This window comes from Nitrosomonas sp. Nm84, from assembly GCF_003201565.1.
Lineage (GTDB): Bacteria > Pseudomonadota > Gammaproteobacteria > Burkholderiales > Nitrosomonadaceae > Nitrosomonas.
On the sequence record NZ_QJJP01000011.1, the window covers coordinates 68,140 to 86,923 of the forward strand.

Annotated in this window: 21 protein-coding genes; 17 read left to right on the top strand and 4 right to left on the bottom strand. The window is 44.0% G+C overall.

The window, feature by feature from the left end:
* Positions 1 to 11 precede the first annotated feature (11 nt).
* From C8R34_RS07465 to htpX, 5 genes are all read left to right on the top strand, one after another.
* Positions 12 to 896 carry a fructosamine kinase family protein gene (locus C8R34_RS07465; RefSeq protein WP_110339363.1) on the top strand — a complete coding sequence of 295 codons (885 nt, stop codon included), beginning with the start codon at positions 12 to 14 and terminating at the stop codon, positions 894 to 896.
* 87 nt (positions 897 to 983) lie between these two features.
* Positions 984 to 2,663, top strand: coding sequence for a CTP synthase (locus C8R34_RS07470; RefSeq protein WP_110339365.1), 1,680 nt, complete (start codon positions 984 to 986; stop codon positions 2,661 to 2,663).
* Positions 2,664 to 2,781: 118 nt separating this feature from the next.
* Positions 2,782 to 4,065 (top strand): phosphopyruvate hydratase, encoded by a 1,284-nt coding sequence (eno, locus tag C8R34_RS07475; RefSeq protein ID WP_110339367.1) that lies wholly within the window; start codon positions 2,782 to 2,784, stop codon positions 4,063 to 4,065.
* Positions 4,065 to 4,346 carry a cell division protein FtsB gene (ftsB, locus tag C8R34_RS07480; RefSeq protein ID WP_110339369.1) on the top strand — a complete coding sequence of 94 codons (282 nt, stop codon included), beginning with the start codon at positions 4,065 to 4,067 and terminating at the stop codon, positions 4,344 to 4,346. The genes eno and ftsB overlap by 1 nt, the downstream gene beginning before the upstream one ends.
* Positions 4,347 to 4,613: 267 nt before the next feature.
* Entirely contained in the window at positions 4,614 to 5,498 is an 885-nt protein-coding gene (htpX, locus tag C8R34_RS07485; protein ID WP_110339371.1) for a protease HtpX, read from the top strand.
* A gap of 93 nt (positions 5,499 to 5,591) precedes the next feature.
* On the opposite strand, the gene C8R34_RS07490 is transcribed toward htpX, so the two are convergent.
* Positions 5,592 to 5,948 carry an exosortase system-associated protein, TIGR04073 family gene (locus tag C8R34_RS07490; RefSeq protein WP_110339373.1) on the bottom strand — a complete coding sequence of 119 codons (357 nt, stop codon included), beginning with the start codon at positions 5,946 to 5,948 and terminating at the stop codon, positions 5,592 to 5,594.
* Positions 5,949 to 6,305: 357 nt separating this feature from the next.
* Between C8R34_RS07490 and C8R34_RS07495 the strand changes: the two genes are divergently transcribed.
* From C8R34_RS07495 to C8R34_RS07505, 3 genes are read left to right on the top strand one after another with little or no spacing between them, the layout of a single operon-like run.
* The gene (locus tag C8R34_RS07495) at positions 6,306 to 6,518 is read left to right on the top strand and encodes a DUF4177 domain-containing protein (protein WP_110339375.1); all 213 of its coding nucleotides are present in this window, start codon (positions 6,306 to 6,308) and stop codon (positions 6,516 to 6,518) included.
* A gap of 8 nt (positions 6,519 to 6,526) precedes the next feature.
* Entirely contained in the window at positions 6,527 to 6,913 is a 387-nt protein-coding gene (locus tag C8R34_RS07500) for a TM2 domain-containing protein (RefSeq protein ID WP_110339377.1), read from the top strand.
* A gap of 35 nt (positions 6,914 to 6,948) precedes the next feature.
* Positions 6,949 to 7,917, top strand: a complete 969-nt coding sequence (locus C8R34_RS07505; RefSeq protein ID WP_258364411.1) for a CPBP family intramembrane glutamic endopeptidase — start codon at positions 6,949 to 6,951, stop codon at positions 7,915 to 7,917.
* Positions 7,918 to 8,019: 102 nt separating this feature from the next.
* Here the strand turns inward: C8R34_RS07505 and C8R34_RS07510 are convergent, their stop codons facing one another.
* Positions 8,020 to 8,529, bottom strand: a complete 510-nt coding sequence (locus C8R34_RS07510) for a hypothetical protein (RefSeq protein WP_132467078.1) — start codon at positions 8,527 to 8,529, stop codon at positions 8,020 to 8,022.
* Positions 8,530 to 8,996: 467 nt separating this feature from the next.
* Here C8R34_RS07510 and C8R34_RS07515 point away from each other — a divergent pair, with 467 nt between their 5' ends.
* Positions 8,997 to 9,707 carry a phosphoadenylyl-sulfate reductase gene (locus tag C8R34_RS07515; RefSeq protein ID WP_110339383.1) on the top strand — a complete coding sequence of 237 codons (711 nt, stop codon included), beginning with the start codon at positions 8,997 to 8,999 and terminating at the stop codon, positions 9,705 to 9,707.
* 136 nt (positions 9,708 to 9,843) lie between these two features.
* Here C8R34_RS07515 and pip read toward each other — a convergent pair whose 3' ends face one another.
* Positions 9,844 to 10,806, bottom strand: a complete 963-nt coding sequence (gene pip / locus C8R34_RS07520) for a prolyl aminopeptidase (protein WP_110339446.1) — start codon at positions 10,804 to 10,806, stop codon at positions 9,844 to 9,846.
* A 150-nt stretch (positions 10,807 to 10,956) separates the two neighbouring features.
* On the opposite strand from pip, the gene C8R34_RS07525 reads away from it, so the two are divergent.
* From C8R34_RS07525 to C8R34_RS16960, 8 genes are all read left to right on the top strand, one after another.
* Complete coding sequence (locus tag C8R34_RS07525) at positions 10,957 to 11,220, top strand: hypothetical protein (protein ID WP_110339385.1); 264 nt, start codon at positions 10,957 to 10,959, stop codon at positions 11,218 to 11,220.
* Positions 11,221 to 11,239: 19 nt separating this feature from the next.
* Positions 11,240 to 12,382 (top strand): patatin-like phospholipase family protein, encoded by a 1,143-nt coding sequence (locus C8R34_RS07530; protein WP_110339448.1) that lies wholly within the window; start codon positions 11,240 to 11,242, stop codon positions 12,380 to 12,382.
* Positions 12,383 to 12,463: 81 nt separating this feature from the next.
* Positions 12,464 to 13,186, top strand: coding sequence for a TerC family protein (locus tag C8R34_RS07535; protein ID WP_110339387.1), 723 nt, complete (start codon positions 12,464 to 12,466; stop codon positions 13,184 to 13,186).
* Between the two features lie 38 nt (positions 13,187 to 13,224).
* Positions 13,225 to 13,650 carry a universal stress protein gene (locus tag C8R34_RS07540; RefSeq protein ID WP_110339389.1) on the top strand — a complete coding sequence of 142 codons (426 nt, stop codon included), beginning with the start codon at positions 13,225 to 13,227 and terminating at the stop codon, positions 13,648 to 13,650.
* Between the two features lie 22 nt (positions 13,651 to 13,672).
* A complete protein-coding gene (locus tag C8R34_RS07545) occupies positions 13,673 to 14,437 on the top strand; it encodes a 3',5'-cyclic-nucleotide phosphodiesterase (protein WP_110339391.1) in 765 nt (254 codons plus the stop codon).
* A 22-nt stretch (positions 14,438 to 14,459) separates the two neighbouring features.
* A complete protein-coding gene (locus tag C8R34_RS07550; RefSeq protein ID WP_110339393.1) occupies positions 14,460 to 16,835 on the top strand; it encodes a GspE/PulE family protein in 2,376 nt (791 codons plus the stop codon).
* Positions 16,836 to 17,031: 196 nt separating this feature from the next.
* Positions 17,032 to 17,499 (top strand): transposase, encoded by a 468-nt coding sequence (locus C8R34_RS07555; RefSeq protein ID WP_110339395.1) that lies wholly within the window; start codon positions 17,032 to 17,034, stop codon positions 17,497 to 17,499.
* On the top strand, positions 17,496 to 17,624 hold the full coding sequence (locus C8R34_RS16960) for a transposase family protein (protein ID WP_146207585.1): 129 nt from the start codon (positions 17,496 to 17,498) through the stop codon (positions 17,622 to 17,624). Before C8R34_RS07555 ends, C8R34_RS16960 begins: the two co-directional genes overlap by 4 nt.
* 375 nt (positions 17,625 to 17,999) lie before the next feature.
* On the opposite strand, the gene C8R34_RS07560 is transcribed toward C8R34_RS16960, so the two are convergent.
* On the bottom strand, positions 18,000 to 18,782 hold the full coding sequence (locus C8R34_RS07560; protein WP_110339397.1) for a flagellar brake protein: 783 nt from the start codon (positions 18,780 to 18,782) through the stop codon (positions 18,000 to 18,002).
* Between the last annotated feature and the right edge of the window lie 2 nt (positions 18,783 to 18,784).

The following is an 18,784-nucleotide window of genomic DNA, read 5'->3' on the forward strand; positions in this document are numbered from 1 at the left end:
AGGCTCGCACCATGCAGGTATGGCATGACATCAGTGCGCAAATTTCGGAAGCTACCAATAGCCAGTTTGCAGTAAAAGAAAACTATCCCATCGGAGGTGGCTGTATTAATCAGGCATTCCGTGTTGTCGATGGCTTGCAGTGCTATTTTGTTAAGCTCAATACGCCAAGCAGCCTTGCCATGTTTGCCGCAGAAGCCGATGGTTTGATGGAGATTCATCGATCGCATGCGCTACGTGTTCCGTTGCCTATTTGTTGTGGTCGGAATGATGACACTGCTTGGCTGGTGCTGGAATATCTGGCTATTAATCATGGTGCGCGTGGCAAAGCAGCCGATTTGGGCATGCAACTTGCCGCCATGCATCGCGTCACTGCGCAGCAATTTGGCTGGACTCGTAACAATACCATCGGGAAAACGCCGCAAATAAACGCGCTTTCTTCAGACTGGATAGATTTCTGGCGCACGCAGCGTTTAGGTTATCAATTGGATCTCGCCAAAGCGAATGGATTTAATGGAAAACTGCAAACGCTGGGAGAACGATTATTAATTGATCTGGATAAGATTCTTTCGGATACATCGCCATCTCCTTCACTATTGCATGGCGATTTGTGGAGCGGCAATTATGCTTACGATGAAATGGGGAATCCGGTGTTGTTTGATCCCGCGGTGTACTACGGCGATCGTGAAACGGATATTGCCATGACCGAACTGTTTGGTGGATTTGCAACCGATTTTTATTCTGCCTATCGATACGAATATCCACTGGATTCCGGGTATAATATTCGCAAAATAGTCTATAATCTTTATCATATTCTTAATCATTTAAATCTTTTTGGTAGTAGTTATCGCCATCAAGCCGAACAGATGATGAATGTTTTACTTGTTGAAATTCATTAACAAACATTGGATAACACCGTCCACTCACATGTCATACAAAAACTATCTGATTATTTCTTTGAGTTATTCTGATTACTGTAGTTACTTATGACCAAGTATGTTTTTGTAACTGGCGGTGTTGTATCTTCCCTGGGTAAGGGCATTGCTGCCGCATCCTTGGCTGCATTGCTTGAAACGCGCGGGCTTACAGTGACTATGCTGAAACTGGATCCTTACATTAATGTGGATCCCGGCACGATGAGTCCGTTTCAACATGGTGAAGTGTTTGTGACTGAAGATGGCGCTGAAACCGATCTTGATCTGGGCCATTATGAACGTTTCATCAGCACGCGCATGACCCGGCTTAATAATTTTACCACGGGCCAAATTTACGAAAGTGTTATCCGCAAAGAAAGGCGCGGCGATTATCTCGGTGGTACAGTACAGGTCATTCCGCATATCACGGATGAAATAAAACGGTATATTCAAGCCGGTGTGGGCGATGCACAAGTTGCGATTATCGAAATCGGCGGCACTGTGGGTGATATCGAATCGCTACCTTTCCTCGAAGCGATTCGCCAGATGGCTGTACAGCATCCGCGTCATGACACCTGCTTTATTCACCTGACGCTATTGCCTTATATTGGTTCGGCCGGTGAATTAAAAACCAAACCCACACAGCACTCTGTCAAAGAATTGCGCGAAATCGGCATACAGCCTGATGTCCTGCTGTGCCGTTCAGATCGTGAAGTACCCAAGGAAGAGCGTAGAAAAATAGCGCTTTTTACCAATGTGCAGGAAGAAGCTGTCATCTCGGCAATTGATGTAGACAGTATCTATAAAATCCCCGCATTGCTGCATGAGCAGATGCTCGATGAAATCATCTGCCATAAGCTGAATATCCTTGCCAAACCTGCAGATTTGAGTGTTTGGAAAAAATTGGTCCATGCATTGGAATACCCCAAGTATTCCGTCGATATTGCAATAGTCGGTAAATATGTCGATTTAACCGAGTCTTATAAATCATTATCGGAAGCACTGATTCACGCCGGTATTCATACCAACAGCCAAATCAATATTACTTATGTCGATTCTGAGAATATTGAAAAAGAAGGTACCGATTGTTTAATTCATATGGATGCAATTCTGGTTCCTGGTGGTTTCGGCAAGCGGGGTGTGGAAGGCAAGATCATGGCCATCAATTTTGCGCGTACTCACCGCATTCCGTATTTGGGTATTTGCTTGGGAATGCAACTGGCTGTGATTGAATATGCGCGCAATAAGGCCAACATGAAAGGTGCGCACAGCACTGAATTTAATCCTGAAGCTCCCTATCCGGTGATAGGATTGATTACTGAGTGGCGTACCCGCGACGGGCACATTGAGACCAGAAATGAACATTCCGATATTGGCGGCAGTATGCGCCTGGGAGGACAGGAATGCCTGCTGAAAAAAGGCTCGCTAGCCTGGAAAACCTATGGCGCGGATAAGATTACCGAGCGTCATCGCCATCGGTACGAAGTCAACAGTATTTATATCCCTAAATTGGAAAAAGCAGGGCTTTGTATTGGGGGTTTATCCAAGGAAGAAAGTTTGTGTGAAATGATAGAACTGCCTGAGACCGAGCACCCATGGTTCCTAGGTTGTCAATTCCACCCTGAATTTACGTCTACGCCGCGACTGGGCCATCCGCTATTCAAATCTTATGTGCAAGCAGCCATTCGTTTTTCTGATAATCGCCAATATATCAGTGATGAAAAATTACATGCCGTGCGTAATAACTCATAAATACTTGTTGCATGTGACTTTAATCATCCGGAACACAGCTATTTTTAGCTAAAATATTAAATTTTTCGTAATTGCAGCAACAGAAATAATACTAACTAAATAACAGGGAAAATGTAGCATGAGTGCAATAGTAGATGTCATCGCCCGTGAAATTCTTGATTCTCGTGGCAACCCAACCATTGAAGCAGACGTATTGCTGGAGTCAGGCGTGTTAGGCCGCGCTTCTGTTCCTTCCGGAGCGTCCGTTGGAACCAGGGAAGCGGTAGAGCTGAGAGATGGGGATGCGCAACGCTATTCGGGTAAGGGAGTATTAAAAGCGGTAGAAAATGTGAATACCGAAATTTCTGAAACACTCATGGGGTTGGATGCCGTTGATCAGAGCTTTATTGATCAAGAATTAATCAACCTGGATGGCACTGAAAACAAATCCAGGCTGGGTGCCAATGCAATTTTAGCGGTATCACTGGCGGTTGCCAAAGCTGCTGCTGAAGAGTCAGGATTGCCGCTGTATCGTTATTTAGGCGGCGCTGGTCTGATGTCGATGCCGGTGCCACTGATGAACTTGATTAATGGCGGTGCGCACGCCAATAACAATATCAACATGCAAGAATTCATGATCGTTCCATTGGGAATTGCAAATTTTCATGATGCCATTCGCTGTGGCGCAGAGGTCTTTAGCGCACTGAGAAAACTCATCAATGATAAAAATATGCCCACAACCGTTGGCGACGAAGGCGGATTTGCACCTAATTTGGCCAATAATGAAGCAGCTTTGCAATTGATTGTACAAGCCATCGATCAAGCGGGATATCAAGCGGGTAAAGAAGTCGCCATTGGCATTGACTGCGCCAGTTCCGAATTTTTCCAGGATGGTAAATATCATCTGGCATCGGATGGGATGCATCTAACGTCGGCGCAATTTGTGGATTATCTTGCTTCGTGGGTCGATAAATATCCCATTATCAGCATTGAAGATGGTATGAGTGAGCATGATTGGAATGGCTGGGAATTACTGACGCACAAATTAGGAAAATCGATTCAACTCGTTGGGGACGACGTTTTTGTCACCAATGCCAAAATTCTGCAAGAAGGAATTAACCGTGGCATTGCCAATTCTATACTGATCAAAGTCAATCAAATCGGTACATTAACTGAAACCTTCTCTGCGATTGAAATGGCGAAATGTGCCGGCTACACCGCCGTCATTTCACATCGTTCTGGAGAAACTGAAGATACCACTATTGCGGATATCGCTGTTGCTACGAACGCATTACAAATCAAAACAGGTTCACTCTCTCGCTCCGACCGTCTTGCCAAATACAATCAATTATTACGCATTGAAGAAGATTTAGGAGATTCAGCAAACTATGCAGGCCGGAAGGCATTCTACCAACTCAAATAATGAAACTTTTGGCTTTTATACTACTGCTGCTGATAGCCTCAATGCAATATCCATTGTGGTTTGGCAAAGCAAGCTGGAAGGAAGTCTGGCAAGTAGAGCAGGAGGTTGTTGCGGCGCGTGAGAATAATTTGATTTTGCAAAACCGCAACAATATGCTTGAAGCTGAGGTTAATGACCTAAAACAAGGCCTGGAGGCAATCGAGGAACGTGCTCGCAGTGATCTCGGCATGACCAAGCAGAATGAAATATTATTCCAGATTGTTAAAGGCGCACAGCCTTAACTCTGTTAGTCAAACATCTTATTTTCCTGCCCGCTAGTTTACCTAAAATCAATTTCTTTATGATGGGTCTTGTTCTACCTGAACTCTCTTTGGAATTTCGTACCTAATTTTATGCTGATGAATTCAGTATCAACACATTTCAAATATCAGTGTAGAAGAATTATTCAATCTGGCAAGAAAATTCAAGCTTGGTTGCCTTGAAAACAATTAATTGGATCTTATATAACGATCTGTTTGGATTATTGAGAACATGGAGTAAAAAAAACGATGAAAAGAATACTGCTTTTTTTAGCGACAAATTTAGCCATTATTGTTGTTTTAAGCATTACTTTACGATTATTGGGCGTTGAAAGAATCCTGGATGAGCAAGGCGCGGGTCTGAATATCAATTCCTTGTTGATATTCGCTGCGGTCTTTGGATTTGGCGGTTCGTTCATGTCACTTGCCATGTCGAAATGGACCGCGAAACGATTTACCGGCGCACAAGTTATTGAGATGCCACGCAATGCGCAAGAGCATTGGCTGGTTACCACTGTGCAGCGTCAGGCGAAAGCAGTCGGTATTGATATGCCGGAAGTGGCTATTTATGATGCACCGGATGTCAATGCTTTTGCTACCGGTATGTCAAGAAACAATGCATTGGTTGCTGTGAGCACAGGCTTATTAAATACCATGAGTCAAGACGAAGCTGAAGCGGTTCTGGCGCATGAGGTCAGTCATGTCGCCAATGGTGATATGGTGACACTGGCACTGATACAAGGTGTGGTCAATACATTCGTCATTTTCTTATCACGTGTCATTGGCCATACGGTTGATCGCGTGATATTCAAAACTGAAAATGGTCATGGTCCTGCATTCTGGGTTACCGCCATCATTGCGGAAATTGTTTTGGGGATATTGGCCAGTATCATTGTGATGTGGTTTAGCCGTCAGCGTGAATTTCGTGCAGATGCCGGTGGTGCAAGCCTTGCGGGTAGAAATAAAATGATCGCCGCTTTGCGACGCTTGCAATTAACCAGTCAACAAGCGCATTTGCCAGATCAACTTGCTGCATTCGGTATTGCTGGAGGCATTGGTTCGGGTATTCGAAGCTTGTTTATGTCACATCCGCCATTGGAAGAAAGAATAGCAGCGCTTGAAGCGCAACGTTAGGATTTTTTAGAAAGCTATCAAAAAATACCGCATGATTCCATCATGCGGTATTTTTCTGCTTTTATTTGTTACGTAGAAAGAAAAATCTTTACATTAATAAGAAGTTTCTCTCGAAAAGTCTTGCCAAATATATGGCGGATTAACGGATGGTTTGGTTGGAATAAAGAAAGTAGCCGCATCCAGCACGCCCACTAGACTACGACCGACTGTGTGCATAATGCCCATCGCGGTTCCAATTGTAATGCCGTAAAGCGGTCCCTCTTTTTGAGAAGTCAGGATGATGTTCTTGGGTAACTCTACCCAACCGGTAGCTGCATTTGCAATGCCGCTGACAAATTTCTCGCTCGCGTTACCAAAATAACTATCGGAAGCACCCGATTGAGCGGCTGCTTGAGTAGAGAAAAAGAAAAATATTGAAAATATTAAAGACAGCCTGACAATTCTTCTCATCAAAAAAACTCCTTTATCCAATTTTAAAATTAAATTTCTGTTTCCGGCTAAGAAATAAACAGAAATCTATCGAAAGTCTACCCCTTCGTACATAAACAGACAATTTCTGAATTAAGAAAATAATCCAATAGAAGTGCGGCGAGGTTTGAGCCCGTTCATTGTATGGATTTATTGCTGAAATTTCATTATTTTTGATCTTTTTCCATAATATGCAGAGCATAACATAATCGTTATTTTTGATAATTCGCCAATCTATTGCAATAATCTGCTATTGGGCGTGGATTTTTTACTTTGCAGTGTACTGAGTTTCGGATATCAATAATTCAGAATTCTGATTAAATCGAGGAGGATGAAATAATGGCTTATAAGGAATATAAAGTGTTGTATGTAACTGAAGGAGGACTGGGAACGGTTTTTCTGGGGGCATCCGGTATTCCAATCAAACGCTTGGAAGTAACTCTCAACAAAGAAGCCGCAGATGGCTGGACGTTGGTATTTCAGTTTGTCGAGCAGAAGCGTTTTCTACTTTTCTGGAAACGCGAGGCAGTGATTATCACGCTGGCTCGCTGAGTCACTGTATGAAATCGAAAGAAGCGATTCAGGAAAATGAAGAGCGTATCAGGAAACTGGTGCGTGAATTACCCGACGAGAAAAGATTACTATTTTTCAAACGAGCGGAGAGAAATCTCAAGGATCCGGATACCTACGCCACATTAAACTATTTGTTCATTGCTGGGCTACATCATTTTTATCTGGGGAAGTGGGTCTGGGGTTCAATCAATCTTTTCATATTTTTGTTCGGCGTAGTTTTATTGTTCACCGGACTGGCGATCATTGGAGTGCTGCTGCTGATCGTCATCAGCCTAGTTGAACTCAAAGCGCTGTTTAGGTCGCAGATTCTGATTCAGGAATACAATAATGACGTTATGGAAGCGATTTATCGTGAAGTTACGAGGGATCAATGATTTTACTGCAACTGCATAAGCCATGAACCTGTTGATTGAGTTGCCATCCTCAGAATGTCGTTATCACCAATAATATCCTGGACATGACAATCATCCTGACATATCTGCGCGAATATATTTCTGTAATTGATAAATGGCTGTTACTTTTTTGCAGTGTATGGATAGGTATTCTGATCGCCCTGAACTATCAATTGGGTATCGAACGTGAAATCATTGCCGGCCTTGATTCCCGGTTTAAACAATTCATTGCGCTGTTTTTGGTTTACTGCTGTGCTTTCATTATTCCTTATGTGTTTGCCATTGTATTCAAGCGGCAATTGGTAGCCGCCACGCCAATGTTTTGGCTGCTGCTGGTGATTGCGCCTGTTTTATTTGCATTGAAAGTGAGCGTTGCCAACCCACTGGAAAATATCATGGAAGGAATGTGGGGAAATTATCTGACTGTGATTACCACACTGCCGTTTAAGCTCTTGGTCGTGCTGATTCCATTGATCGTTTTATATAAGATATTGCCTGCCCAGCAGCGCTTTTGGGGCATGACCGTTCAGGGCTTGCGGTGGCGTCCCTATTTGTTGATGCTGGCTGTGATGGTGCCGCTGATCGTTTTTGCCAGTACGCAATCCGATTTCCTGAGTGTCTATCCCAGATTAAAGCAGATCGATTTTATCGTACCTTACACAGACAATCTTCTGGGGTATCAGTTGCTGTATGAGATTGGCTACGGAATTGACTTTGTGACCATCGAATTATTTTTCCGCGGATTTTTGGTATTTGCATTCGTCCGTTATGCCGGGCCTGCGGCTATTTTGCCAATGGCCACCTTTTATTGCAGCGCTCATTTCGGCAAGCCTTTGTTTGAGTGTATTTCTTCTTTCTTTGGTGGATTGATACTGGGGGTTATTGCCCATCGAACACAATCCATCGTGGGTGGTTTGGCCATACACCTGGGAATTGCCTGGATGATGGAGATAGGCGGCTATTTTGGAAACCTATGGATGAAATAACCCGAGGTATATCTTCTGGAAATTCAAATTTCGTTTCCTTACCGCAGAAAAACTGAGTGGGTTACCGGACGGTAACCCACCATTCCTCATTGAGATCAGCTTTTATTTGTGTGACAGTCTGACTGTTCCGGCACTGTTCAGATAGGCACCGAGACGTTTGGCCAAGTAAACTTCGACAACGCCTGTGGTCGAGCTGGTTTTGGTTTCCAAACCGACGCCACAGTCATAGATTTGAGCATCTAAAATAGCAACACGGGTATTGTGATTTTCATTGATTGCTTTGGCTTCAAAATTAGCAAATGTGTTTGTTGCACCTTTGGCAGTATCCACAACCACGGTTCCGTCCGGTAGTGTGACAACGACACGGCCACTGGCAACGATCGCTGCTGTTGCATTGGCTTCAGTGAGCAAGGCTGCGTAAGTAGGCTGATCTTTGACCGCACTCAGTTTATTTTTAAAGCTGGTTATCTTGGCGGGGGTAAGTACTGCATTCAAAGTATCATAGGGTGCTGCAGCTAATTTAGTTTGAACTTGCGGCGCGCATGCTGCCATGACGTTGAAACTGATAAAACACAATGCAGCAAGTGCTAATAATGATGATATTTTTTGCATTTTCATAGGTGTGGCCTCTAATATATTGTTTATGAGTATCAGGAGATACATTACAGTCACGCTAGCGTGGTCATAAATGCATCGACTGTATGCGCGCATAAGTCGTACAAACTAGCTTCTTTATGCTGTCGACATGCTAGCAATCCCTGATGACGCGCTGATGTCAGTGGTGTTTCAACATTATTAAAGTTTCGTGAATTGTGTGATAGGCTGAAATTCGAGCAACCTGAACCAGAAGATTATTGGAAAGATGATTGAGCGTGTTTGACAACCCAGCGGATACTCGGTAGATTGCAGAGAGAAAAAAGATGAATGTTTCCTCACCTTGCATTACTGCTTAATGAATCTGTTGTCCACTCGGTGTTGGTGTCGTTTCAGACACTTATGATCAACCGGTCAAGTTGTGAGCAAATCTGAATCGATCCATGCAGTGTATTCTGTGTTATTTAATGAATGAGTATTTCCTTATGTCTGAAGCAGCATCCATAGTTCAAAGTCCCAGCAATACTGCAGGTTTAAGTGCGCAAGCCATCAATGAGTTGAATGAGCGTTACCGGCCGCTCAATTTCGAAGTGCGTTTGCATAAGCTTTACACCGATTTCAAACCTGAAAAAATTATGGTGACGTCGTCCTTTGCGGCAACCTCTGCATATTTTTTGCACATTATTTCCCGCATTCGACCGGAACAGATTATTTTTTTTATTAATACCGGATTTCATTTTCCGGAAACCATCATGTATCGCGATTATCTGACCAAGCTCTACCATCTGAGAGTTGAAGATCTGAAGGCAGATGATTACCAGCATCAATATAGTGAAAAAGAAAAGCTGTATGAAACGGATCCGGATTTTTGCTGCACCATTAATAAGATCAATCCGCTGGAAGCGATCAAACCCAATTACGATATTTGGGTGTCGAGCTTGATGAACTGGCAGACTGATCACCGTGCGGGCCTGGATATTTTTGAGGAACGTCGTGGGATTATTAAGTTTAATCCGATGATTGATGTGACGCGCGAAGAGCGTGACGCATATATTCGCGAGCATGATCTGCCATTTCATCCGCTAGTGGAAGGCGGCTATTCTTCCATTGGATGCACGCATTGTACGGTGAAAGGCGAGGGCCGTAGCGGCCGCTGGATGGGAAAACCTAAAACCGAGTGTGGTTTGCATCTCTAGCAGGCTGTCGAAAGACATCTCCATTGCCGCTACGGTGTTAAAAAATAGACTGCTCATTGATCACAACACATAAACTGTGGTCCTTCACCTGTTCTTGCCCTGTATCAGCCGCCTTGAAAACGTTTCTCAACAACCGCTAGTGGTTGCGTGTTTTAAATTGATCGGTGGCTTTGATCAGCGCCGCTTGTATGCCAGGTTCCCAGACGGAATGACCAGCATCGTCAATGATGATATATTCAGCCTGCGGCCACGCATGATGCAAGTCGTCGGCACTGACGATCGGACAGACCGCATCATAGCGGCCTTGCACGATGGTGGCGGGAATGTTGTGCAGTTTATGTACGTTATCCAGCAATGAATTTTCCGGTAAGAAAATATTGTGACTGAAGTAATGGGCTTCCATGCGCGCAAGTCCCAGTGCGACAGTATCGCTGGCAAAATAGCTAACTGTGTCCGGGTTTGGCAATAACGTTGAACAGGAGCCTTCATAGGTGCTCCAGGTACGTGCCGCAGGCATGTGGATGGCCGGATCAGGATGCATTAAACGCTGGTAGTAAGCGGAAAGAATGTCATTGCGTTCTGCGGCTGACAGTGGCGCGACAAATTCGCGCCAGGCTTCCGGGAATAGATTACGTAATCCGTATAGAAACCAGTCTATTTCTTCTGTGCGGCAAAGAAAAATTCCGCGAAGAATGAAACCCAAACAACACTCAGGATGTGCTTCACCATAGGCAAGAGCCAGTGTGCTGCCCCAGGAGCCGCCAAATATCAACCATTGATCAATTGCCAAGTGTTGCCGCAGTGTTTCCAGGTCATTAATCAAATGGGGTGTTGTATTATCGCGTATTTCACCCAGTGGCGTTGAACGTCCCGCACCTCTTTGATCGTAAATGACGATACGGTAATGTGCCGGATCAAAGAAGCGTCGATGCGCCGGTGTCGCGCCAGCGCCAGGGCCGCCGTGGAGAAATACCACGGGCATGCCGGAGGGATTGCCGGATTCCTCCCAGTACATGGTATGTAGCTTGTCCAGGGGGAGTGATCCTTGCTGATAAGGTGCAGTTTCTGGATATAGTGTAGTATATAAGCGATTGTTCATCATATAGATAGTGTGGTTGAGTGATTGATTGATTCTGGAAATAATAAAAAAGGTGGCAAACAGCACAGAGTTCAAAACTTAAATGAATTATAGTTCTGATATAGTGCTTGACAAGTTGAACACTGTTTCGTTGTTATGAGGGGTCATCGTATGCCTAATACTATACTGAAAGAACAAGAAATTTTCATGTTAAGAGAAGAAGTGGAAATATTAATGAATGAGCGTCAAAGTTTATTGAATGCTGCAGGAGCTGCCGCGGTTTTCGTTGCCAATCTGGACAGTGCGGTATTGCCGAATTCCGCCTGTCAAGCGGCAAAGATGCTATCAAGCTCTTTAAATAATTTACCTGAAGAAACCTTGCGGGACGCGTTGGAGAAAGTGAAAGCAGAGTTTTTAGTTCGTATCCGTGTATGAGCAGAATACAACCATAGCCATGCCGAAGGTTGGGTTGGTTCTAACCGGTGGTGGGGCGCGAGCAGCTTACCAAGTAGGTGTATTGCGGGCGATTGCTGAATTATTGCCTGATAAGACACGTAATCCCTTTCCCGTGATTTGTGGAACCTCAGCGGGTGCCATTAACGCAACCAGCATTGCGGTTTCAGCGAATAATTTTGCAGAAGGCGTGCGACAACTCGAAGCTGTTTGGTCAAATTTCCATGTAGAGCAGATTCATCGATCAGACTTTATGGGTGTGATGCATAATACTTTACGCTGCTTATTGTCATTGGTATCGAGTGAATATGGTCAACATAATGCGATTTCTTTACTGGATAACGCACCCTTAGCAGCATTACTGAAAAACCGCTTTCCGTTTCGTGCTATTCAGTATGGTATTCGTTCTGGTGCATTACATGCATTGGGGCTGACCGCATGGGGTTATACCTCCGGGCAATCGGTCACATTTTATCAGGCAGCGAGAGAGGTAATGCCGTGGAAAAGAGCGCAGCGGCTGGGTGTTCCCGTTGATATTGGTGCGGAGCATTTGATGGCTTCTTCCTCGATACCTTTTATTTTTCCTGCCGTGAAATTGAACCGTGAGTTTTTTGGCGATGGGTCAATGCGCCAGTTAGCGCCGATTAGTCCGGCGCTTCACTTGGGGGCTGACAAGGTGCTGATTATTGGAGTACGTAAACCGGTTACGGATGAACCTAAACGTGTCAGCGCTGCGAATTATCCGCCCTTTGCGCAGATTGCCGGTCATGCACTGAACAGTATATTTGTCGATAGCCTGGATGTTGATCTAGAACGTTTGTTACGCATCAATGAGACAATTAAATTGATTCCTCATGAGCTGATTAAAGAAAAGAATATATCACTACGCCCCGTTGAAGCGATGATGATAGCGCCCAGCGAGGGTATTAACGAAATTGCACAAAAATATGCGTACACCTTACCGTGGATCATGCGTTATCTCTATCGTGCGATCGGTGCAATGGGGCCCAATGGCTCGACCTTATTAAGTTATGTGTTATTTGAGGCGCCTTTTTGCCGGGATTTAATAGAGCTGGGTTATAACGATACATTGCAGCAAAAAGATGAGCTGTTGAAGTTCATAGAAGTTGAGACGGAAGCGTAGCAAATATTGTTGAAACTAAGGTAATTTAAGCTAAGGTAATGTTTCTTTTGATCGAATTGTATTTTGTTAGGAAAAAATTAAATGGGTTTTGATAGTCCGCAATTTTGGATTGCTGTCGTACAAATCATCGCGATTGATATTGTGTTGGGTGGGGATAATGCAGTGGTGATCGCGCTTGCTTGCCGGCGGTTGCCTGAACAGCAACGCAAGCTGGGAATTTTCTGGGGCGTTTTGGGCGCCATTACGTTACGTGTGGTGCTGATCTTTTTTGCATTAAGTCTGCTGGCGGTGCCTTACTTAAAGATTGTCGGCGCTGCTTTATTGATATGGATCGGCATCAAGTTACTGCAACCTGAACCGGAAGGTGCGCATGAGGTTGATGCCAGCACAACTTTGATAGGCGCCATCAAAACCATTATTGTGGCTGATGCCGTGATGAGTCTGGACAATGTGATTGCCATTGCTGGTGCCGCCAAGGATGATATCAGTCTGGTGATTTTTGGTTTGGTGATCAGCGTGCCTATCATTGTATGGGGGAGTCAATTGGTAATGAAAATCATGGATCGTTATCCGGTAACGATCGCCATTGGTGCCGGTTTGTTAGGATGGATTGCTGGTGACATGGTGGTGACTGATGTGACTACCAAAGAATGGGTCAGTACACAAGCGAAGTATTTGCATTGGGTTGCACCGGTTGTTGCTGCATTAATTGTAATTACAGTGGGCAAAGTATTGGCTGCCCGGCGACAAGTTAAAGTCAAGCCAGTGATTGATCTGGTCGACGACACAATCCCCAAACAGTAACTATTTACTTATCGTTATATAAAACTGAGAGATTGATCATGCTAAAAATCTTACTGCCAGTCGATGGTTCCGATCATTCCAGTCAAGCAGTGGCTGATTTCATTCATTTGCTGGATTGGTATAAAGAAAAACCGGAGCTGCACTTGCTAAGTGTTCAACATCCACTGGATGGTAATGTGTCGTTATTTATCAATCAGGCGGATATCAAACAATATCATCAGGAAGGAGGACTGGAAAACCTGCAAAATGTCCGCAATTTACTTGATCAAGCCGGGATTGCCTACCAATATCATATTACTGTTGGCGATCCGGCTGAAATGATTGTCCGCTTTGCTGTCGAGAAGCACTATGATCAGATTGTCATGGGGCCACGTGGAAAAGGTGGTATAAAAGGCTTGTTACTGGGGTCGGTAACGAATAAAGTAATGAAGTCATCGACTATTCCGGTTTTACTGGTTAGGTAAATTATTTCTGGGGCCAATAGGATTGAAGCTCAGAATCTTGGGATGCGACGGTGGGATAGGAGACGGTGCGCAGACTAGTGCCATGTTGCTGGATGATGATGTTTTAATCGATGCAGGAACTGGCGTGAGTAATCTGAGTGTGGATGAGATGATCAAAATTGATCATGTTTTTGTTACGCATGCACATTTGGATCATGTGGCTTGTATTCCTTTTTTGGTTGATACCGTCGGTTCTATACGAACCAAACCTCTAACGATTCATGCGGTGCAAGCGACATTGGATAGTTTGCGAAAGCATTTGTTTAATTGGCATCTATGGCCGGATTTTACAAAAATTCCTAATGATTGCTCACCCTATATGCGCTATGAAGCCTTGTCACTGAATAATACCATCAGTTTGCAGGAACGTAGAATTACGCCATTACCCGCAAATCACGCCGTTCCGGCGGTTGGTTATCAGTTGGATTCAGGTCAAGCCAGTCTTGTATTCACCGGAGATACGACAACCAATGATGCGTTATGGGCTGAAGTCAATAAAATTGAAAATTTAAAATATCTCATCGTTGAATCAGCTTTTTGCAATCAGAAAAGAGAGATTGCCATTAGATCCAAGCATTTTTGCCCCAGTTTGCTAGCAGAGGAACTGGAGAAACTCGAACGAAATGCTGAAATATTTATTTCTCACTTGAAGCCGGGTGAAGCTGAAATAACCATGGATGAAATACAGCAATGTATGGCGAAATTTAAGCCGCGTAAGCTTGAGAACAATCAATTATTTGAGTTTTAGAGAATTCCGGAGAATTGATGTCATGAATACAACCACTACAACACTGATGCAAAACGATGCTGCGGATAACAGTGAATCGAGTTTTTCCGGCAATCTACAATCCGCTATCGGTAAGATACATGCTGCTAGTGATATGGATGAGATCATGTTGGAAGTGAGTAAAGATCTGTGTGCTTTGTTCAATGCAGACCGGCTGATTATTTATACCCTGAGTGAGGATCAAACATTTCTGACCACCCGGGTTAAAACAGGATTTGACTCGATTCAAGATTTGAAATTACCGGTACTTGAAAGCACGATTACAGGTTACGTGAGTTTGAAGAAGGAAGTGGTCAATATTGAAGATGTTTACAACAAAAGTGAATTGAAAAAGATCAATCCATTGATTATTTTTTCATATGAAGCGGAAAAGCGTACTGGCTATCGCACCAAACAAATGCTCGTTGCACCGGTTCTAAGTGTGGACACTCAAGAATTAATGGGCGTAGTTCAGGTTATCAATCATAAAGGCGGGCAGCCATTTACAGCGGTCGCTGTTGACGGTGTGATTGAAATCTGCCGAGTACTTGCAACGGTATTTAAACAACGTTCAAAATCCGCTCAAGTAGCTAAATCAAAATATGATTATCTGATTTTCGATGCGGTGATTTCCGCGGCTGAACTGGAATTGGCCACACGTTCTGCGCGCAAGAAAGGGTGTGATCTGGAAGATGTACTGGTAGACGAGCTGCAGATTGGTTTGCCGCTCATCGGTAAAGCACTTTCTGCATTTTTTGATACTCGTTATGAGCCTTTTAAGAAAGATCGGATTAAACCGATGGATCTGCTTAGAAATTTAAAAAAGGATTATGTGGAAAGTAATGCCTGGCTGCCTATTGATGAAACGAAGGATGGCCTGGTGGTTTTAACGCTGGATCCTGAGCGGATTAAATCTCAGCGCATTGCGAGCAAGATTTTTCCCAAACACAAGATTACCTATGTGGTTACTACCAAGCGTGAATTTGGTGCAATCGTTGAGCAATTCTATGGCGGTAGCCAGGATGAGATGGCTACGGGCAATATTACCGAAATGCTGTTTAATCTTGAAGGAGAAACTGCTGAGGAAATTGTCAGCGAAAGAGAAGAATCTTCAGCAGCTTCGGATAATGAGCTGGTCAAGCTCGTCAATAAAATCATTGTGGACGCTTATAAGATGGGCGTGTCGGATATCCACGTAGAGCCTTATACAGGAAAAGAGAAAACCAAAATCCGCTTCCGTAAGGATGGTTCATTAATGCCCTATATCGAGATTCCAGCCAGTTACCGCAATCCACTGGTGACGCGGATCAAGATCATGTGTGATTTGGATATTTCCGAGAAACGCAGGCCACAGGACGGCAAGATTAAGTTTAGAAAATTTGCTCCACTGGATATTGAGCTGCGTGTTGCCACCATCCCTTCTGCGGGTGGTATGGAAGATGTTGTCATGCGGATCCTGTCGGCTGGAGAACCTATCCCGCTGGATAAAATGGGTTTTACCGCCCGCAACCTGGAAGAGCTGAAAAAAATCATCAGTAAACCTTATGGCTTGTTTTTTGTGTGTGGTCCTACGGGTTCAGGTAAAACAACCACGCTGCATTCCATTTTGAAACATCTTAATCGCCCGGAAACCAAAATCTGGACTGCGGAGGACCCCGTTGAGATCACGCAAAAGGGATTACGTCAGGTGCAAATCAATGTCAAGGCAGGCTTGACCTTTCCCGTGATCATGCGGTCTTTCTTGCGCGCAGACCCGGATATCATCATGGTCGGCGAGATGCGCGACAAGGAAACCACCAGTATCGGTATCGAAGCTTCGTTAACCGGGCATCTGGTTTTTGCCACACTACATACCAACAGCGCGCCGGAGTCGGTGATTCGTTTGCTGGATATGGGGATGGATCCCTTCAATTTCTCTGATGCACTGCTGGGCGTTCTGGCGCAACGGCTGGCGAAACGCTTGTGTAAGTGTAAGCAATCGTATGTAGCCAGTGAACGTGAGATTAAGGCATTGTTGACGGAATATTGCGAAGAGTTGAGTCATATTGAACGATTTAAAGTGGATCCGGAAGCTGCGCGTAAGACAATCCACGACGATTGGATTAAGCAATATGGTAATGACAAAGGTGAAATTACATTGTGCAAGCCAGTCGGTTGTGATGATTGTACCGGTACAGGTTTCTCCGGTCGAGTAGGATTGCATGAACTGATGACGGCAAGTGACGCATTGAAAAAGAATATCCAGGAGCGTGCCCGCGTGGCGGAAATGCTGGTGACGGCGTTGGGCGATGGGATGCGTACGCTGAAGCAGGACGGCATCGAGAAGGTGCTACAGGGAATTACCGATATTCATCAGGTGCGGACGGTGTGTATTAAATAAATTGGATTAAGATCTGAACTACTACACTCTCAACTTGCGATTCCCCGTGGTCTTGCCACGGGGTTGTTTATTTTACAGTCTCTACACCAGGTTTGACTATAGCTATCATCTTCTGGAGGCCTTTGCACGGTCAGAGAGAGTTTCATCTGATCAGATGTTAGAATACGATTTTGAATCATTGGGTTGAGTAAATCTTATGAGTTTTTCGGAATACGATGTCAATCGCCGCACGCGCAAAGGGAATTTTCTAAGCCAAATAGGCCAACTGATAGATTGGAAGACGATAGAGCGAAAAATTGCACAGCATTATGCGCCTGGATCGGATGCAGCGGGTCGTCCAGCGTATTCTGGACTACTGTTATTCAAGATGCTGCTGGTAGGAATTTGGAACGGTGGCCTAAGTGATGAATCGGTCGAAGACATGGCTAATTCGAATCTGCACGTGATGCGATTTCTGGGACTGAGTTTGGAAGATGATGTTCCTGACCATTCGGTGCTGTCGCGCTTCAGAACTCGGTTGACGGCTGCGGACGCGTGGGATGGTTTATTAGCGCAAATTAATGCACAGATACAAATGCACAACATTACCATCAAGCAAGGTTGCCATGTTGACGCGAGCATTACGCACAGTGCGCATAAACCGAAAAGCAGGATAAAGCGGTGAAGAACAAACCGCTATTGAAGCGGCAATTGCAACGCAATCGTTTGATTACAAAGGTTCGCTATGTGGTAGAACGTACCTTCGGCAGTCAGGCGCGCTGGTTTGGCAGCAAAGTACATACAACTTAAAAAGACTACCCCAACTCTTTGCCGATCGCCAATTGATCACGCAAACATAGGGATATTGCGTCCTCTTGACCGGAAATACCCGGGTTAGAGTGATTATCCCTGGCTCATTTGCGGGAAAATGACTAAAAATCACTCGATCAAGTAAAAATAAACGCGAAATTACATCGAAATAAAGATTCGCATGATTTTGCAAAGGTCTCTTTGGTTTATTCAGCTTAAAAACATTACTATCTGTCATGTGGTGTTTCCTTTTTCACTGGTCGATCTGCCGAGATCTTTACCAACAGGTTACACCGCTTATTCCTCCCTTGTCATACACCAGAAATGGGCATAGTTTCCCTAGGATCGTTGCTGTGCAAGGTCTCTATCTAGAGTTTATTTTATTTTTCTTATTTGTTCTTGTTTGACAATATAGCGTTGTATCATTGCTTCTGTTTTTGATGGTAAGTCTATGAATTCACATCCAACGCGGTGGTAAGAGTCGCCACTATGCAATTTCATTGCATATGTATTTTTTACTTTGATAGTCGTATTTACAATGCCGATTTCAGGGAGTGAAATTTGACAATTCTCATAAATTGTTCCTGGTTCAAGGTTGATAGTGGTATGTTGATCAATTGCTCCAATACCACCACAGCTTATGTCGAGTAACGTAATTTCGGCTTTTATAGATTTATCTTCTATAAGGACAGGAATGATACACTTGAGCGGTTTTGTAATTGGAGTAGAAATGCGAAAATTGTCTCTTCTTTGGATGCGCAGTAAATATTTTGGAATATTGACAGAAAAGGCATGCTCCCCTTTAAATTCTGTCTTGTTAATGTGAGTACAGATAAATTCTATTTTGACTTTATTTTGCGTGGTAACAAAGATTAGTTCTTTAGACTGTAGTGCTTGCTGACTTACTTTTGCATTAGTGCCATAGTCTATTATTATTTCTTTTTTATCAACATCTATGGCGAGGATAGAAGTTAGGATGAAACTATCTCCATAACCGAGATATAGAGTGATTAGCGAATTTGCTTGCATTATTCCACGAAGTATAAAGAGAATATCAATTTCTGAATAAACACGAAAGTTTTCATCTTTTTCTTCTCTGGAAAGCCGGCTTGGCTCTAGTACTTCAAGCGCTTCGGTTCTTTGATTAGATTCTTGCATTG

Bases quoted from the DNA above. Each gene is read 5' to 3' on its own strand.
- C8R34_RS07510 (WP_132467078.1), bottom strand. From the start codon at position 8,529: ATGCAAAAAATATCATCATTATTAGCACTTGCTGCATTGTGTTTTATC.
- C8R34_RS07560 (WP_110339397.1), bottom strand. From the start codon at position 18,782: ATGCAAGAATCTAATCAAAGAACCGAAGCGCTTGAAGTACTAGAGCCA.
- pip (WP_110339446.1), bottom strand. From the start codon at position 10,806: ATGAACAATCGCTTATATACTACACTATATCCAGAAACTGCACCTTAT.
- eno (WP_110339367.1), top strand. From the start codon at position 2,782: ATGAGTGCAATAGTAGATGTCATCGCCCGTGAAATTCTTGATTCTCGT.
- C8R34_RS07555 (WP_110339395.1), top strand. From the start codon at position 17,032: ATGAGTTTTTCGGAATACGATGTCAATCGCCGCACGCGCAAAGGGAAT.
- C8R34_RS07525 (WP_110339385.1), top strand. From the start codon at position 10,957: ATGCCTAATACTATACTGAAAGAACAAGAAATTTTCATGTTAAGAGAA.
- C8R34_RS07490 (WP_110339373.1), bottom strand. From the start codon at position 5,948: ATGAGAAGAATTGTCAGGCTGTCTTTAATATTTTCAATATTTTTCTTT.
- htpX (WP_110339371.1), top strand. From the start codon at position 4,614: ATGAAAAGAATACTGCTTTTTTTAGCGACAAATTTAGCCATTATTGTT.
- C8R34_RS07540 (WP_110339389.1), top strand. From the start codon at position 13,225: ATGCTAAAAATCTTACTGCCAGTCGATGGTTCCGATCATTCCAGTCAA.
- C8R34_RS07535 (WP_110339387.1), top strand. From the start codon at position 12,464: ATGGGTTTTGATAGTCCGCAATTTTGGATTGCTGTCGTACAAATCATC.
- C8R34_RS07515 (WP_110339383.1), top strand. From the start codon at position 8,997: ATGTCTGAAGCAGCATCCATAGTTCAAAGTCCCAGCAATACTGCAGGT.
- C8R34_RS07495 (WP_110339375.1), top strand. From the start codon at position 6,306: ATGGCTTATAAGGAATATAAAGTGTTGTATGTAACTGAAGGAGGACTG.
- ftsB (WP_110339369.1), top strand. From the start codon at position 4,065: ATGAAACTTTTGGCTTTTATACTACTGCTGCTGATAGCCTCAATGCAA.
- C8R34_RS07470 (WP_110339365.1), top strand. From the start codon at position 984: ATGACCAAGTATGTTTTTGTAACTGGCGGTGTTGTATCTTCCCTGGGT.
- C8R34_RS07465 (WP_110339363.1), top strand. From the start codon at position 12: ATGCAGGTATGGCATGACATCAGTGCGCAAATTTCGGAAGCTACCAAT.
- C8R34_RS07500 (WP_110339377.1), top strand. From the start codon at position 6,527: ATGAAATCGAAAGAAGCGATTCAGGAAAATGAAGAGCGTATCAGGAAA.
- C8R34_RS07550 (WP_110339393.1), top strand. From the start codon at position 14,460: ATGAATACAACCACTACAACACTGATGCAAAACGATGCTGCGGATAAC.
- C8R34_RS07530 (WP_110339448.1), top strand. From the start codon at position 11,240: ATGCCGAAGGTTGGGTTGGTTCTAACCGGTGGTGGGGCGCGAGCAGCT.